Origin of the sequence: Paraburkholderia sp. UCT31 (assembly GCF_014397655.1) — a bacterium.
Lineage (GTDB): Bacteria > Pseudomonadota > Gammaproteobacteria > Burkholderiales > Burkholderiaceae > Paraburkholderia > Paraburkholderia tuberum.
Genome location: NZ_VZQP01000018.1, coordinates 101,315 through 116,790 on the forward strand (window position 1 = coordinate 101,315; position 15,476 = coordinate 116,790).

A 15,476-nucleotide genomic window follows, 5' to 3' on the forward strand; every position below is an offset into this window, starting at 1 on the left:
GTCTAGCCCTCAGGCTGTAGACCGGCAACTCGTGCGCGTCCTTCTCATCCTTCAGTTCCAGCAGAACCGGGACGCGGAGAGCTGCAAAGTCGAGGTCGCCGCCTGATTCGACATCCGTCACGTACGTCCTTGTAGGTCAGGTTCCTATACGGCTTTAGGAACGAACTTAAGGACAATTCGGAGGAACCTATGGAGCAGCAAAGCCTTTTTCATTGCGGCATGACCGCTCAAGAGTCTGCAATTTTGCAGGACGCACAACCTGGTGTGCAATCGGAACCGTCTCTTGACGACTACGACCGATTCATTGTTTTCTTTTCAGGTGGCAAAGACTCGGTAGCCTGCTTCCTGTGGCTTCTCGACCAGGGCATTTCTGTCGAGAAAATCGAGCTGCATCACCATCTCGTCGATGGTCGAGAAGGCTCGGAGCTAATGGACTGGCCGATTACCACGGACTACTGCACCAAGTTCGCAGCATCCTTCGGCGTGCGTATGTCGTTCTCCTGGAAAGAAGGTGGCTTCGAGCGCGAGATGCTACGTCATGAAGCTCCTACGGCGCCAGTGCACTTCTACACCCAGTCGGGGGAGAAGCGCCAAATCGGCGGCGTGGGGCCACTCGGCACCCGGGAGAAATTTCCGCAAGTGTCGGCTGACCTGTCGGTACGGTGGTGCAGCAGCTACCTGAAAATCGGGGTTGGTGAGGCATACATCGTCAATGACCCCGTGTTCAGGCAGGGCAAGACGTTGGTGCTGACAGGAGAACGAGCTGAAGAGTCGACGGCCCGCGCGCGCTACAAGGCCTTCGAGCCGCACCGGTCTGATAACCGGGACGGCGTCAGGGTGAAGCGCTGGGTGGATGTCTTCCGTGCAGTTCACAGCTGGAAGGAAGCGCAAGTGTGGGACATCATGCGCAAGTATGGCGTGAACCCGCATCCTGCCTACCATCTCGGCCTCAGCCGGACGTCCTGTATGGCCTGCATCTTCGGCAGCCCGCAGCAATGGGCAATGCTGAAGACCTACATGCCCCGCCACTTCAGCAGGATTGCCAACTATGAGACCGCTTTCGGCACGACCATCAAGCGTGGTGCGACTGTCGAAGCGACCGCTGCAAAAGGTATTGCGCCCGAGCTGGACCCATACTGGCTTGACATCGCGATGGGCAATGATTTTACGGCCCCTATCCTCATCGAGCCGTCCACGTGGGTTCTCCCATTAGGCGCCTTTGGTGAGACATCAGGTCCCACCTAATCCAGAGGTTGCTTCTCATTCCAGGCCCGTGCACTGCGCGGGCCTATTTTTCGCGCTTTGTCCTCACCTCCAAATAAAATCCGCCGACTGATTGCTCAGCGGGAGCTCGAGAGCGTCGCGTTGCAGTTCCCGCTTACGGAGCAGGAGGTCATCGCCAATGCAGCCCGGCTGTTTAAACCCCGGGATAGTCGAGGTGTGCCCGTGGAAACGCGGGGTTTTAAAAGGGATAAAGCGGTTCGCTAGACAGGGTTTCACTCCCCGGATGGCGCATGTCACGCGAGAACTTCTCTTTTATCGACCTGTTCGCAGGCATCGGCGGTATCCGTCGCGCATTCGAATCGATTGGCGGCGCGTGTGTTTTCACCTCCGAGTGGGACAAGTTCGCGCGCCAGACCTATGCGGCAAACTATGGCCTGCCCATCGACGACATCGCCGGCGACATCTGGGCGGTCAAGCTCGAGACCATCCCCGACCATGACGTGCTCGTGGGAGGTTTCCCGTGTCAGCCGTTCTCGCTCGCGGGTGTTTCGAAGAAAAATGCAATGGGCCGCGTGCACGGATTCGCATGTGATGCGCAGGGCACGCTTTTCTTTCGCCTCGCTGAAGTCATCAAGGAAAAGCGGCCGGCGGCCTTCATGCTGGAGAACGTCAAGAACCTGGTGTCTCACAACAAGGGGCACACGTTTCGCGTCATCCGGCACGTGCTCGAGAACGAACTCGGCTACCACATCAGCTACAAGGTGATTGACGCGCGCCGCTGGAGTCCTCAGCATCGCGAGCGCATCTACATTGTGGGTTTTCGGGACGACGTCGGCTTCGAATGGCCCGACGAGTCGGAATGGCCGGCGCCGGGCGGCGCGCGAATGAACTCGGTGCTGCAGACGCCAGAAGAGGTTGCGCCGAAGTACACGCTGACACCCAAGCTCTGGGCCTACCTGCAGGCCTACCGTGAAAAGCACCAGAAGGCCGGCAACGGATTCGGCTGCTCGGTGGTGACGGCCGCCGACACCTGCCGAACCCTGTCGGCGCGCTATCGCAAGGACGGCTCCGAGATTTTGATTGACCAGGGACCGGGCAAGATTCCGCGACGCCTCACGCCTCGCGAGTGCTCGCGCCTGATGGGCTTCGGGGATGACTTCATCCTCCCGGTGTCAGATACGCAGCTCTACCGGCAGTTCGGCAATTCAGTCTCGGTTCCTGCAGTGAAGGCCGTCGCCTCGGCGATGCTGCCGTATCTGACGAAGGCGCTGGCCACTGGACGCGCGTCGGGCAAGGCTGCTTCCGACGACAAGCCCGTCATTGTGCTCAAGGGCAGCAAGGAGGTTGAACGCCACGCGGTGGACATTCCGAACGTGGACTGACTCGCGACGGTAGGGCGGCGCGTTAGCAGAAGGACGCTCGCAGCGGCCCAGCGGACCAGCCGCCCCCCAGCCCCAAACTGGCCCGACGAATTTTGCCCCGTCGCCCACAGCGTGCCGTCGGACTTAAGCGCCAACGCATGGACGGCCCCGGCAGCGACCTGGCTAACACCAGTCAGTGCCTGCTTGAAGGGCGTCCGGTTAATACCGGTCGCGCCGTCCCCCAGCTCCCCATAGTAGGCAGGGGGAAAGTTGAGCATGGCGGTATAGCCCCGCGCGTCGCCAGGGCCTCGAGCAACCGGCGCGCGGTCGGTTTTTCGAATCCCACAGCAATCGTTGGACAAAAGTCGAAGATATAATGTTGGATGAGACGTCTGCGTCGTGCTCACAGCCTCTCGGATAGCTATAATCGGGGCAGAATCTTCTGCATCAGACGAGGACATCATGCATGTTGAAGACCGACTCGCTCCTTCAGAATTGCTCGCCCGCTGGCGCGCGCTTCAAGACGGTGAACTGGAAATCAAAGACGATTACTACGAGCTCAATGAGCGCGGAGAAATCGTCGTGACGCCCCGCCCTACGCTGTTCCATCAAGCTTACGGTGGCTATGTTGCATCTCAGCTATTCGCTCAACTCGGCGACTTGGTGGTATCCGAAGCTTCTGTCCTGACATTGGCCGGGATTTTGGTGCCCGACGTCGTTTGGATGCCGCTTGAACGCTGGGAAGGTTTATCTCGAGAAGACCCGCTTGCTTTCGCGCCTGATGTCTGTGTTGAAATTTTGTCCAAGAGCAACACCACGCTCGATATTGCGAGGAAGACCAAAGCGTATCTCGATGGCGGAGCGAAAGAGGTCATCCTGGTTGGGATGGATGGGCAAATTAGCTACTGGGGGCATGACGGGGAGTCGAAGTCTTCTCGACTTGGACTCACGCTGAACATCAGTCCCACGCTCCTCCCTCGCAGTTGATTGAAAACAACGGGCCCTTCGGGCCCGTTGTTTCATGTGCAGCGATTCGCCGCTTTCAAAGCTCTCCACCCACGTGAAGCGGGACCGCCGCCCTTCGGGCAATAGCGTCTCCGTGCACGCTGGTAGGCCCCTCGGCTGGCGAACTCTTCTGGTACGCGATTCTCAAGTGGAGAAGGGGTTTGGCGACCGAGGTTCGCATCGAGATGCGAACCCCACACCGATAAAGCTAGGCCGTGGCTGTCTTCGTCAACCAGCCAGTGAGCACTGTATCAGGTGACCGGGCGCCGGAGGTGATACTCAATGCCATTACTGGGTGACCGGAGTCCACGTCGACCGATTGGCGCTATCTCCCAGCCCCAGCTGCCCATCGACGTTCCATCCGGTGACCGATAGCGAACCATCCGTTTTCAGCGCTAGCGACTGAAGGATACCGGCCTCGACGTGGGCCACGCCGCTCAGTACCTGTTTGAAGCTTGAGCGGGAGACGGTAGTGCCATCACCGAGTTGGCCAACGTTGTTGACCCCTGTGGCCCAAAGCGTTCCGTCGGTCTTCAGGGCTAGAGAGTGACCGTCACCGGCGGACACCTGAGCTACGCCGCTTAAAACCTGTTTGAATGAGAGGCTGTTCGTGGTAGTGCCATCCCCTAGTTCCCCATCGCTGTTGTATCCCGTCGCCCACAGGGTGCCATCCGATTTCAGGGCCATGGTATGAAATTCCCCAACGGTGGCCTGAGTGACGCCGCTCAGCACCTGCTTGAATGTAAGGCGGTTTGTTGTTGTACCGTCGCCTAGTTCGCCATAGCCGTTGTGTCCCGTCGCCCACAGGGTGCCATCCGATTTCAGGGCCACGGTATGGTAATAACCAGCAGACACTTGAGTTACTCCACTGAGTGTCTTCACAAATGCCAAACGGTTTGTGTTTGTACCGTCGCCGAGTTGTCCCTGGCTGTTCCACCCAGTCGCCCAAAGGGTGCCGTCGGCTTTCAGCGCCATGGTATGCATATAACCAGCGGAGACCCGCGTAACGCCGCTTAGTACCTGTTCGAACGCGTTTCTGTTTGTGGTCGTCGCATCCCCAAGCTGGCCATAGCCGTTGTAGCCGGCAGCCCAGAGGGTGTTGTCTGACTTCACTACCATCACGTGAAAGGAGCCGGATACGCTAGCCGCTCCAGTTAGTACCTGCGCAAATTTGGTTTTTCCTGTGGTCGTGCCGTCACCTAACTGGCCGAACTCGTTGTCACCGGAGGCCCAGAGCGTGCCCCCCTGCATCAGTGCAAAGGAGTCGTATGCCGCATACCCAGAGAAAATCGCTTGTGGGCTAAAACCGGAGGGCGCGGATTGAGAGGGCGCTGGCCCCGTCAAGCCAACGAACGGGACGCGTAATGTGTAAAGGGTGTTGGGGGTTGCGCTCGCCGTGGAAAGACCGGCGCCGCAGAGGGCAACGGCTAAGGCAATCGAACGTAGTGGTGCCTGCATCGGGGACACTCCAGATATTCACAGTTATTTGGAGCGTGTAGATAGAACAAGTTATGCGAGCTGTTAGGCGTACCGCTCAATACCTGTTCGAAGGTACTGACGCGTTGCCGAGCGGCATGCCGATGGCGGCGGCACAGGGAGCGAACCCCGCGCCGATAAAGATAGGCCCAGTGGCTAGCTTCGTCAGCCAGACTCGGCTAAGGGTGCCCGTGAGCCAGCGTCAGGTGACCGGGCGCCGGCTTTGATACTCAAGGGTTATTGGGTAACCTGGGTCCATGTCGTCCGATTGGCGACATCCCCTAGCCCCAGCTGACCACCGCTGTTCAGTCCAGTGACCCACACTGACCCATCGGACTTCAGTGCTAGCGAGTGCCCGTTACCCGACGCGATGGCGCTCACCCCGCTTAGCACCATCTTGAAAGTTGAGACGGTGTCTGAGGTCGTGCCATCACCGAGTTCGCCATCACCGTTATACCCCGTCGCCCACACGGTGCCGTCAGATTTCAGCGCAAGCACAGAGGAATCCCCGGCGGCAATTTGCGTAACACCGCTGAGGACCTGTTTAAATGAGGAGCGGGCGGTGGTCGTGCCGTCACCCAATTGGCCGTCTCCGTTGAATCCCGTCGCCCAAAGTGTGCCGTCGGTTTTCAGCGCCAAAGTAAAGAAGCCACCCGCCGCGATTTGGGACACGTTAGCAAGAGTTTGCTTGAACGATTGGCGGTTGGTGGTCGTGCCGTCCCCAAGCTGGCCATAGTAGTTGTACCCCGTCGCCCACAGCGTCCCGTCGGTTTTCAGGGCCACGGTATGGTAGAGACCAACGGCGACTTGCGCTACTCCGCTGAGCGTCTGCTCGAACGAACTTCGGTAGGTGTAGGTCGAGCCGTCTCCAAGCTCGCCCATACTGTTCTCTCCAGTCGCCAAGAGCGTCCCGTCGGCTTTCAGCGCGACAGAATGGTAACCAGCGGAGACCTGAGTAACGCCGGTGAGCACCTGTTTGAATGACGCGCGGTTCGTGGTGGTGCCGTCCCCCAGCTGACCAACGCCGTTGTAACCCACAGCCAGCAGAGTGCCGTCTGACTTTATCACCATCGAGGTACTCGGCCCTCCAGATACGCTACGCACTCCTGTTAGCACTTGCGCAAACCGGGTTTTATTCGTGGCGGAGCCGTCCCCCAGCTGACCAAAGCTGTTGGAGCCGGTCGCCCACAAGGAGGTGTCCGGCTTTAAAATGAAGCTGGAGTTTGATTCGCTTCCCGCGAAAACCGCTTGGGCAGTGAAAGCGGGTGGCGAAGATTGTGACGGTGCAGGCCCCGTCAAGCCCACGAACGGGACGCGTAATGTGTAAAGGCTGCTGGGGGTTGCGCTTGCCGTGGAAAGACCAATGACACAAAGGGCAACGGCTAAGGCAATCGAACGTAGTGGTGGCTGCATCTTAGACACGCTCCAAATATTCACAGGTATTTGGAGCGTGTAGATACGGCACGATTTTCTTCGGCGGCCGGGCCGTATGCTACACGCGCGTCTCGCGGACCTCGTAAGGCCCAAAGCCGTGCGGGATACGCTGCAGGCTCTCATGGAGCTGCTGGCGGCGCGCACCGATGATTGCCAGCTCAGCCCAGGAGAAGCCCGAGAGGTCGAACGGCAGGCCCTGTTCCAGCCGTAGCACGGCCTGGTCGATATCCTGATTCGCGGGTTCTGCCGGCGGAATAATCCGCAGCGTGACGCCCAGTTGCGCAAGGCGGTCGCCCAGAGCGTTGAAGTCGAGCGCCGCCATCACCGTGGTTCGTTTGGATTCGCCCGCCTGCAGGCAGTGAAGAATGCGGCGCGCCGCCGGCGGATTGCAGCTCTCACCCATCAGCAAGTCGAGAAGTGCGTGGGCGTCCGTTGGAGCTCCGCTCAGCTCAAGGCCCACGCCCTCGTCGCCACGATAGGGCCAGTCGCCTTTATGGTATCTGTCAAACCTTGGGCGATATCGCGCGCGTTCCATGCGTTTTCCCAGTGATTTCCTAGTTCCGGTCTAGGTCACTGGTTTAAACACACGCGCCGCCCCCCGTAGGCCCTTCTTCAATGCTTGCCGCAATCTTCGACCCGCGTCACCGGCCCACACGTTCGTCCACAAGCTTATAGCCGGCCTGTTTGAGCGCGCGTTCGAGGAAGATGAAGCCCACATCGCTGCCGAGCCACTGGAGGACCGTCGCGGCCGCGCTGGCCTGTGCCTGGTCGTAGTTCGGAACGAGGTGCTTCATGACGGGTTCCAAGCCCGGTCCGGCATAGTCGTTGGCCGCCTCCCACGCAACCGCTAACGCGGTCTCGCGCTGCGTATCACGCCACTTCCGGTCACGCTTCAGCCTGTTGTGTGCCAGTCCCCGGTGGACGATATCGCGTTCAAGCAGGTGGCCCGCTGCGCCCGAAGCGTCGACAGATGGTGTAAGCCCCACGGCGAGTGCCATCGCAACGACCGTGGAGAGCTGCGGGTCCGCGTCCTGTTCCCTCGAGCGTTGAATCGTCATCCGGCTCACCCCCACTCGCTTGGCAAGTTCGACGTTGGTTAGCCCCAGCGCTTCCTGTTGCCGGGCAATCGACCCGAGCAGTCCCCGGCAGACGGCGTCAGTCTGGTCCTGGTGAACTACGGCTGTGTCACTCATACGCATCCTTTTCGGTTCGGTGATGCGTAAATGTATCACGCTTTGTAAAGGAGCGGCAGATATGTGCAGTCTCGTGAGGGGCTTCCACCGGGAAATGACGGGGAAAAGAAATCCCGCGCAGCTGGGGTGCTGGCGGGATGAATGAATGAGACGACGGTAGGTGCAAACTATAAAGCCGACCGGCCTTCCAGAAGCGCTTCACTTCCGTCGTATCGGATGGGCGGGTTCTTGACTGGGGGCGGCTCGTCGACGTCGATTCCGAGCTCGTCGTCCATCGGGAAGAACTTTTGTGCCCAACGCCCTTCGGCCGTCTGGTATTCAAGGCCGTTCAGAATGGCAGCGTTGAACCAGAGGTTCGGCGGCGCGTCGAACTCGAAAAGAAAGGTCGATTCCGCCACAGCTTCCTCCTCCCGGTCTGCATCGCTTTCATCACGGTCCATCCAGCGGCGAGGAGCGAGACCCCCCTCAGTCGGCCCCTTGCCATCAACTGAACGACACAGAGCTTCCCACAGCGCATCGGCGACCTCTTCGTAGAGGCGGCTGGACATGATTTCCCGGACAGTGATGCGCACGTGGTGCGAGACGTCGCCATAAACCGGGTCCACGACTCGCCATCCCAGGGGCAGACTCTGATAGATGGGGCACCGCTCCTGCTCCGGACCTCGCGGATGCGTGTCATAGAACGGCTTTTGGAGCCACATGTCACATCGCTCGATGCCGCGAACGATGAGGTCCCAGGTAGAGGGACGGGTGAACCAGATTTTCATAGCTGACCTCGCGATTGGTATTCCTTCTACTGTCTAGCGAAGGGTCGCGAGCTTAAACCTCAAGGCCTGGGCATTGTCTGCGGCGTAAAGGAGAAGGTGTAAAGGCACAAAGAGCGCGCCCCGTAGGATTTACGGGGCGCGTTGCAAATCAAAGGAGTTCTCGCGCGCTCGGGCGAACTGCTATCCGGCCTTATCGGGCGGCGCGGGGAGTGTACTGAATCAGATGGTGACCGTGTTCGCAGAGCAAGGCATATTCCTTATCGCTCAGCAGCGTGCGTAGCTTCTGATTGAGGGCCTCGAACTGCCTGAGCCGCTTCTTGCGCAAAGCGGCGGCCGCGTCTTCCAGCTTCCGCACTGCCTCGACATACGACGCCCGGAGTTCGCCGAGCGTTGCTCCGGAGAGCTCGAGGACCACCTCCTTGGACAGCGTCGGCCCGTACGGCTTCTTTGGGTCACTCAAGCCCGCTGCCAAGGCGCTTTGCCAGGCAACATCAGCCGGGAGCGGGATGGCCCACAGCGGATGGCCTTCGGGTACTTCGATGTCGCCAGAGACGAAATAGACTAGTGTTCCCCCCACGAACCGGGCTGGCGCGTCGGCGAAGGCGTGTGTCGATTGCTTGTTGCGAATCTGTGCGAGGTACTTGTCCAACGACCGGGTCAGAGGCACAAGCGCAGCAAGCAGATGGTGCGACGGAGCGCAGGGAAGTTGTTTTTCTGAAGCGGTCCGCTCGACGCATCGATGTTTCGGGCGATTACTCCAGGCGGAGGCGGCAAGCAGGGCCTTTTTGAACTGCTCCCGTTCCGCTTTGATGGCCAGTTTCGCAGCGGCGCAAAGGGCGGTCAGCGTTCGAATGTCGTACTGCGGTTTCATTGGCGGGTTTGTCCTTGTTGTGAATGTTCCTGCGACGTGTAGCCATCACTCCGCTGCCCGCTCCGCCGGAGACGCAGGCATTCCAAGCCTGGCAGGAATCTCCGGACGGCCTGCCGAGTGCGCGGGCGAAGTTTAGTCGGTCCTGCTAGCGTGCAAAACGTGAGCCAGCGCACAGACAGCGCACATCAGCCAGATTCACCCTCCAGGTGACCGCGCCACCAGGTTATCGCACGGAGCTGATATTGCGACGACTGCTCGATGCAGGAGACCCAGATGCGCCCGTTCCGGCTTTTCGTCGTTCTGGGGTTGTTCTGGCTCTTCGGGACCGGCCAGTTCAATCCCGCGCACGCTGCATCATCCAGTCAGCGGGACGACTGCCTGCACTATGAAGCAGACTGGACCGCGACCGAGCGCAAGGTCTGGACGTCAGCGTGCAATGCAGCACAAGTCCCGTCAAAATTAAAATGTATTAAGCCAAAAGGCTTTCGTGAAGATTTCATGCGCCCGGCGACGGAGGAGCGCCAGCGGGATTACCAAGGTGCCCTGCTTATTTTTGAAGACATGGTTACAAGCCCGGCGGGGTCTGCCTATCTCACCACCACCGGGGGTGACGTCTTTGCACGCTGTTTCGTTTCCGATTCCGAGCCATACTCAGCCTCCCGGATGTTATTTCTGGCCGGAGAAATGTCAGACCTTGACATTGGTGATTTTTGCAGCAGCGACCGCGCGGCTATTTCAAGCGCATTCCTGTCCACGCTTCTTACTAAAAATCCATATCGCGAGCTCGTCGCCGAGCGTGGCCTTTCCTTGTCAGGCGTGCACGTCATCGGCGATTTTAACGTTTCCAGGCGCTCCCTTCCGGGAGATATTCAATTCCATTGTTTCGCATTTGACGATTCCGTCTCATTCAGGAACACCATGATAGGAGGTTCTCTGGTCTTTGACGACGGAGAATTCTACGAGCCCCCCAATTTATCGGGCAGTCATGTTAACGGTGACCTTCGGTTTTCTTTAATATTGTTCACACGCCTAAAATTGGATTCCTTTGACATGGAAAATATATCTGTAGACGGTAGTTTTGAAATCCATGGTCTACGTCCCGATATTAATACGCTTGCACTCAGAAGCAGCACTGTCGGCAGTCTGATAATTGGACGTACAAAAATATATGTTGTTGATGTGAGCCACGCGAAGATTCATAACCTTTTTTTACCCGCCGGACCAATCGCCGTAGTCGACCTGGAAAACGCGGATATAGGTGGTACGCTGCATCTTCATAGCATGGACTTTGATGCTGTCGACGCAACAGACGCTCATATCGCTCGCCTTCTCATGGACGTATCGCCCCGCTCAAGGCCCCTCGACAAGGAACCGACTTGCTCGGGTAGAGAACTGCCGGAGCAGGTTCTTCAGCTCAGAGGAGCCTCTATCGACGAAATCGTGGGAAACACTGACATGGACACATGGCCCAACCAAATCAGCCTGTCCGGTCTCTCCTTTAAACACTTTCGGATAATCGGAAGCAAGAATAAGTTAGAAAGTGATAATCTGAAAAAATATTTTCCGTGCTTGCTCGAGCGTGCAACCTCGAATCGTTACGAGCCGAGCACCTATCAGGCCGTCGCAGACTATCTGGAAAAAACGGGAGAGCCTGCGGCTTCCGCCGCAGTTGGATTTGCGGGAAAGAACAGGGAAAAGAGGGACACCTGCAGCAAAGTTTTTACGCGCGACGCAGCAGAGCACATTCTGACGTGCACCTACCTGTGGCTTTCTTGGGGGCTTGTTGGCTACGGCTACCGCTTGTATCTGTCAATTATCTGGGCTGCTGCGTTCATAGGCATCGGTGCGGGAGTTTTCAGCCACATGCTCGAGGCGCGGTTCGCCCAAGTTCCAATCGGATTTGCCTACAGCTTCGACATGTTCCTGCCGCTGGTCAGACTCCGCGACGAACACTACAAAATCGATGTCAAAACCCGCGTGCGGTACTACCTGTACGTTCACAAACTCGCGGGATGGGTGCTCAGTTCCTTCATAGTTGCAGCGGTCACAGGCATCACGAAGTAAGCTACCGCGTTAAGCGCAGCCGGCGCGCGGCCGAGAAAAACGAGCCCGTGGACAGCCCGCCGTTCGCCAGCAGCAACCTGCGCCCGCAGGCCCGTGCACTGTCAAGGGGCTTTTCATTTGCGGCGACCTATGCGTGAGACGCTCCTTGCCGAGAGTAGACGCTGGCCACGCGCGGCTTCGGAGAGTCCTCAACACCAATGCGGCCAGAAAGCCTAGCGCGCTCTCGGACAGCGGACGTCGCGCGCTGCTGTCAATCGGGCTTCTTTAGCCCGCTCGGGTTAGCAGGGGTGCCTGGCGACGCATCCGGACCCGTCGACATTCCCGCGCCGCCGGTCTGGTCCATGGTCACTGTCCCGGAAGCTGCGGAGGGCGAACCAGACATGGCTGGGCCGGGGGTGGAAAGTTTCGACCCGGCATTGCCGCCCTGGCGTCCGGTGCCTGAACCAGCTTGTGCCCCCGCGCCAGGTTTCCCCTGCGCGTATGCCGTTCCTGTGAAGGCCAGGGCCAATGCGGCTACGGCAAGTAGTCTTGTCACCATAACGGCCTCCTCAGTCGCTGTCAGCGAGCGCTTCTAACGATATTACACGCCCCATAGCAAGCGCGGCTGGCGGAATGCGATGGTTGCTGGCCCGGGGCGGCTGGCTGAAGCTGGATTCCGCTGTAGCCGTAGCCGAATTCGCGGCGGAGTGGGAGAAAGTCTCAATCGCTCGCCGGGCGGACTCCGCAGATGTGGGATTTTTGCTTCGTTTTCCTGGGTTCTGCGGGATTGGCGCCGCGTTTGCCTGAGTGGGCCTACCGCCAAACCACGCCGTCTGCAGCGCCGGCAGTGCAGCATTTCGCGGTGCACGGGTGCAGGCTGGCCAGAGTTACTGGAGTTGCTGTGTGGACTACCGCCTAGCCGGGCCGACGCCTTGAGTCGCTTTTATCAGGCGCCGACTCACTTGGCCCCTGGTTGACGAGGGCATAGCGTTCCCATAGACTCGGAGCCTTTTTCATTCTCATCAGGTCCTCCGCAACGTGACAGCCGGGCGATGCCCTTTTCCCGCCAGACGAGGCCGTCTGCCGCGACTGCCCAAGCAGGATGACCATTCCGTTGCCACGGCGCAAGCCCAGGCGGACGCGGACGACGAACTCAAGGCCGTGGCACTTGCGCGACGTGAGAATATGCGTCTGCTTTTGTCGCAACCATATTCGACGCTTAAACACCTTTCCCGTCTGACCGGCGTTGATGAGCAAGTCCTTCGCAATCTTGACCACGGCCTGTACCAGGATTATTTGTCCGAGGACAGTGACGCAGCTGTCGCATCCATTTGTTCAGCCTTGGGATTATCTGAGGGATGGTTAGACCAGCACTCGCGAGAGCACGCAAATACCGAACTCACGGCTACAGTCCTGCTCAGATTGCGGGACCACGAGGAAGAACGGACAGTTGCGCCACGCGAGCAACATCTAAAGTGGCGAGACCTTCGAAAGCACCGCAACAAGGTTCGCTTGTTGCAGGAAAAACTGGCGGTCGTTGAGAGGAAGATTGAACGGCACGAACAGTTGCAACGCGAGCAGCTCGAGGAAGAACAATTTAGACAGCGACGCCTATTAGAAAAAGCGCAGTTGATAATGCGCAGGCGGGCGGAAGCCGAGGACCGACGTGTTCAAGCGCAAAATGAACGAATCGGCCGCGCTATCATCAATGTGCGCCTCGCAAACCTCAGACTCCTCTGCCGCGAGCGGGAGGACGTCGCCGCCGCTATCGCTGACCTGACTCCCGTACCGAAGGCGCGCCTTCTTCATGTGTTCAGGGGTGCGATGGCGATGGAGAACGAAGTCGCCGAGGAGCTGTGCAAAGCTATCGGGAAGCCCTCAGATTGGTTCGATATACCGCGCCCCTGGCGGTAGAGGCAAAAAGAGGGCGGGGCACGCACTTTAGTGCGCCCGCTAACCGGCGAGATGGCAGTCAAACTAGCGTTGGTGCGTCAGCCGCTGGGCGGCGCGTGAGAACGCGCGCCATTGCTGCGCCCAGAATCCCTTGCCGTAATCGACGCCTTCACGCCCGCCCTGCGGTTCCTGGTCCCGAATCCCGGTAGGCTCAACGGCCGGGTTCCACGACGCGCTTCTGAACATGATGTCCCACCACGGAAAGAGAACGCCGAAATTGCATCCGTAGCGTGTTCCCTCATGGCCATATCCGACGGCATGATGTAAAGCATGTCGACGCGAGTGGCTTTGCGCTCCTGCCATTCTTCTGCCGGCCACAATGCTTCCAGCGGACGCAAGATACAGAGAATCGCAAGCACCTCAAACCCGCCCACAACGACCCAGAACATCGAGTCGTAAAGAGTGTCGTCGTAGGTCATGAGGCCCATGCTAAAGAGAAACGGCTGGCCGATGTTGATGTAGAGGAAGGTTTGGAGGAAGGAACAGACGTCGGCGGGAATCGCGAGAATGGTGGCAAGCATCTTACGGGCGAAAGAATTCACAGGGGCAGCCCGGAACGCCCGGGCGCGACATTAAACCAGTGACGCAGAATCTCGCTCAGGGACGACCGCTGCCACGAACAGTGAGATTGGTATAGAGCGCGCCCACATCAGGCAGCCGATGCCCTGCTAGCAGACCCTCAGAGTTCCTGAGTCCAGTAGGCGAGCTTCGGGTACACCGGTAGCCGGCCGAAGCGATTGACCGAACAGAAGCCGGCATGGGCGAGGCCGTTGATGCCAACGTACGCACGCATAGCGAGGCACATGCGCACTTCGGCGCCTGTCGGCACCCCGTTTTCGTCCGGGTACTGGTCGTCCTTGATGATTTCCTCTTCTGGCAGTCCCAGGTGTTTGCCAAACGCCCATGCCCACGCCGTAGCTTCCGGGTCGGAGCACTGGATGACCGCTCGATACAGGGGCGAATCTGGTTCGTCTCCATTCACGAGGTCCAAATCCTCCAGCATGAACTTTGTCAGGACGTCGAGGTCATCGTTGGCGCGAGACCGATAACGGCTGGGGATGATAGAGAGATGTCCGGCTTCATGCAGGACATCGGAGGCATCACATTCGGGCGCGATATGCAGCGTGCCGTTGACAATCCTGACGTTCTCGAGGAATCCGCATGCCTTTTCAACAAAGGTTGTCGCGATGCCAATTTCGTTAAGAGCAGTGCAGACACGCACGACAGTCGCGTCGAAGATGCCAGCGGGAGAGGTGAGCATGCTTGTCACTGGAGGATGTCACAGGGTCCAGGAAGCTTACACAGTGGGCAAAGCTTTGGCGAGGTTCGCATAGAGCGAATCCACGTCAATGAACTCGTTGACACCCGCCTGCTGGCCGTCATTCACCTCGACGAGGACCCACTCGCCGGCGGCGGTCTTCGCGATATCGAGCACGAAGAAGGCGGCGCGCTGGGCAACGATAGCAGCCAACTTGCGAGCGAAGGGAATCCCCGTTTCGAGAAAATCCGGCTTCGCTTTCTCGACCGCCGTCAGGTCATCGATGATGGACCAGTAGTACCCGTGGGCGAGGAGCTCGTCACGGTAGAAGAAGAGCCGCCACTCGTTGGTCATCGGCACGTCGTTCAGGCCTATCTCGAACGTCTCGAGCGGCACATACTCGCGAATCACCAGCCCCTGCGGCCCGATGAACGGGTCGTTCATCAACTCGGCACCGAGATGGACCGCACTTCGGAAGTCAGGCGCGAACATGTGCGTCCGCCACTGCAGCTTGCGCGAATTGGTGCGGCCTTTTACGACGAACGCGCCGCCGCGCGCCCACTGAGGAATGGCCGCGAAACTCTCCCACGTTCGGAACGTATGCGGCTCGACATCCGGGTAGTACTCGAAGTCGGCGATGTAGTTGTGCGCCTCTACGGTGTTGATGAGCCGGCTGCCGTGAATGGCGAGGTCGCCGGCGAGCTCAGTGTAGTAGGGCAGGCAGGCGTATCGACCGATGACAAGGCTTTCCGGAGGAACGGCGGCGCGCAGGCCCACAACAGGCAGATGGCGGCCGGCGATAGTGGATTCACCGTCCTGGTCGAACTGGCTTCGGAACAACACAACAGGCTTCACAGGCACTCCCGAACGGGCGAAAGATAGAGCCTCCAT

13 protein-coding genes and 2 pseudogenes are annotated in these 15,476 nt (G+C 59.0%); 5 read left to right on the forward strand and 10 right to left on the reverse strand.

From position 1 onward, the window contains the following. Positions 1–189 precede the first annotated feature (189 nt). On the forward strand, positions 190–1,245 hold the full coding sequence (locus F6X40_RS17285) for a phosphoadenosine phosphosulfate reductase family protein (RefSeq protein WP_262421476.1): 1,056 nt from the start codon (positions 190–192) through the stop codon (positions 1,243–1,245). A gap of 269 nt (positions 1,246–1,514) precedes the next feature. Further along, complete coding sequence (dcm, locus tag F6X40_RS17290; protein ID WP_187628663.1) at positions 1,515–2,606, forward strand: DNA (cytosine-5-)-methyltransferase; 1,092 nt, start codon at positions 1,515–1,517, stop codon at positions 2,604–2,606. Between the two features lie 89 nt (positions 2,607–2,695). Here dcm and F6X40_RS43540 read toward each other — a convergent pair. Further along, a pseudogene (locus tag F6X40_RS43540) lies at positions 2,696–3,049 on the reverse strand (hypothetical protein); the annotation flags it as partial. Between F6X40_RS43540 and F6X40_RS17300 the strand changes: the two are divergent. Further along, positions 3,048–3,572, forward strand: a complete 525-nt coding sequence (locus F6X40_RS17300) for a Uma2 family endonuclease (protein WP_187628664.1) — start codon at positions 3,048–3,050, stop codon at positions 3,570–3,572. The pseudogene F6X40_RS43540 and the gene F6X40_RS17300 sit on opposite strands and share 2 nt — an antisense overlap. Before the next feature lie 306 nt (positions 3,573–3,878). On the opposite strand, the gene F6X40_RS17305 is transcribed toward F6X40_RS17300, so the two are convergent. The 6 genes from F6X40_RS17305 to F6X40_RS17330 all read right to left on the reverse strand — a co-directional run bounded on the left by F6X40_RS17305 (position 3,879) and on the right by F6X40_RS17330 (position 9,331). After that, positions 3,879–5,048: an RCC1 domain-containing protein gene (locus tag F6X40_RS17305; RefSeq protein WP_187628665.1), complete on the reverse strand. Its 1,170-nt coding sequence runs from the start codon at positions 5,046–5,048 to the stop codon at positions 3,879–3,881. A gap of 255 nt (positions 5,049–5,303) precedes the next feature. Continuing rightward, complete coding sequence (locus F6X40_RS17310) at positions 5,304–6,137, reverse strand: RCC1 domain-containing protein (protein WP_187628666.1); 834 nt, start codon at positions 6,135–6,137, stop codon at positions 5,304–5,306. Between the two features lie 421 nt (positions 6,138–6,558). After that, a complete protein-coding gene (locus F6X40_RS17315) occupies positions 6,559–7,035 on the reverse strand; it encodes a hypothetical protein (RefSeq protein WP_187628667.1) in 477 nt (158 codons plus the stop codon). A 106-nt stretch (positions 7,036–7,141) separates the two neighbouring features. Further along, positions 7,142–7,693, reverse strand: a complete 552-nt coding sequence (locus tag F6X40_RS17320; RefSeq protein ID WP_187628668.1) for a helix-turn-helix domain-containing protein — start codon at positions 7,691–7,693, stop codon at positions 7,142–7,144. A gap of 167 nt (positions 7,694–7,860) precedes the next feature. Continuing rightward, positions 7,861–8,460: a hypothetical protein gene (locus tag F6X40_RS17325; RefSeq protein ID WP_187628669.1), complete on the reverse strand. Its 600-nt coding sequence runs from the start codon at positions 8,458–8,460 to the stop codon at positions 7,861–7,863. Between the two features lie 190 nt (positions 8,461–8,650). Continuing rightward, entirely contained in the window at positions 8,651–9,331 is a 681-nt protein-coding gene (locus tag F6X40_RS17330) for a hypothetical protein (protein WP_187628670.1), read from the reverse strand. A gap of 258 nt (positions 9,332–9,589) precedes the next feature. On the opposite strand from F6X40_RS17330, the gene F6X40_RS17335 reads away from it, so the two are divergent. Both F6X40_RS17335 and F6X40_RS17340 read left to right on the forward strand, forming a co-directional pair. Next, on the forward strand, positions 9,590–11,395 hold the full coding sequence (locus tag F6X40_RS17335) for a hypothetical protein (protein ID WP_187628671.1): 1,806 nt from the start codon (positions 9,590–9,592) through the stop codon (positions 11,393–11,395). Between the two features lie 1,164 nt (positions 11,396–12,559). After that, on the forward strand, positions 12,560–13,288 hold the full coding sequence (locus F6X40_RS17340; protein ID WP_187628672.1) for a hypothetical protein: 729 nt from the start codon (positions 12,560–12,562) through the stop codon (positions 13,286–13,288). Between the two features lie 63 nt (positions 13,289–13,351). Here F6X40_RS17340 and F6X40_RS17345 read toward each other — a convergent pair. The 3 genes and pseudogenes from F6X40_RS17345 to F6X40_RS43235 all read right to left on the reverse strand — a co-directional run bounded on the left by F6X40_RS17345 (position 13,352) and on the right by F6X40_RS43235 (position 15,440). After that, positions 13,352–13,848 (reverse strand): annotated as a pseudogene (locus tag F6X40_RS17345) (hypothetical protein). A gap of 158 nt (positions 13,849–14,006) precedes the next feature. Further along, positions 14,007–14,588 carry a hypothetical protein gene (locus tag F6X40_RS17350; RefSeq protein ID WP_187628673.1) on the reverse strand — a complete coding sequence of 194 codons (582 nt, stop codon included), beginning with the start codon at positions 14,586–14,588 and terminating at the stop codon, positions 14,007–14,009. 36 nt (positions 14,589–14,624) lie between these two features. Further along, entirely contained in the window at positions 14,625–15,440 is an 816-nt protein-coding gene (locus tag F6X40_RS43235; protein WP_187628674.1) for an ATP-grasp domain-containing protein, read from the reverse strand. Positions 15,441–15,476: the final 36 nt, after the last annotated feature.

Coding starts and splice junctions, on each gene's coding strand:
- F6X40_RS17285 (WP_262421476.1), top strand. CDS start 190: ATGGAGCAGCAAAGCCTTTTTCATTGCGGCATGACCGCTCAAGAGTCT.
- dcm (WP_187628663.1), top strand. CDS start 1,515: ATGTCACGCGAGAACTTCTCTTTTATCGACCTGTTCGCAGGCATCGGC.
- F6X40_RS17300 (WP_187628664.1), top strand. CDS start 3,048: ATGCATGTTGAAGACCGACTCGCTCCTTCAGAATTGCTCGCCCGCTGG.
- F6X40_RS17305 (WP_187628665.1), bottom strand. CDS start 5,048: ATGCAGGCACCACTACGTTCGATTGCCTTAGCCGTTGCCCTCTGCGGC.
- F6X40_RS17310 (WP_187628666.1), bottom strand. CDS start 6,137: ATGGTGATAAAGTCAGACGGCACTCTGCTGGCTGTGGGTTACAACGGC.
- F6X40_RS17315 (WP_187628667.1), bottom strand. CDS start 7,035: ATGGAACGCGCGCGATATCGCCCAAGGTTTGACAGATACCATAAAGGC.
- F6X40_RS17320 (WP_187628668.1), bottom strand. CDS start 7,693: ATGAGTGACACAGCCGTAGTTCACCAGGACCAGACTGACGCCGTCTGC.
- F6X40_RS17325 (WP_187628669.1), bottom strand. CDS start 8,460: ATGAAAATCTGGTTCACCCGTCCCTCTACCTGGGACCTCATCGTTCGC.
- F6X40_RS17330 (WP_187628670.1), bottom strand. CDS start 9,331: ATGAAACCGCAGTACGACATTCGAACGCTGACCGCCCTTTGCGCCGCT.
- F6X40_RS17335 (WP_187628671.1), top strand. CDS start 9,590: ATGCAGGAGACCCAGATGCGCCCGTTCCGGCTTTTCGTCGTTCTGGGG.
- F6X40_RS17340 (WP_187628672.1), top strand. CDS start 12,560: ATGCGTCTGCTTTTGTCGCAACCATATTCGACGCTTAAACACCTTTCC.
- F6X40_RS17350 (WP_187628673.1), bottom strand. CDS start 14,588: ATGCTCACCTCTCCCGCTGGCATCTTCGACGCGACTGTCGTGCGTGTC.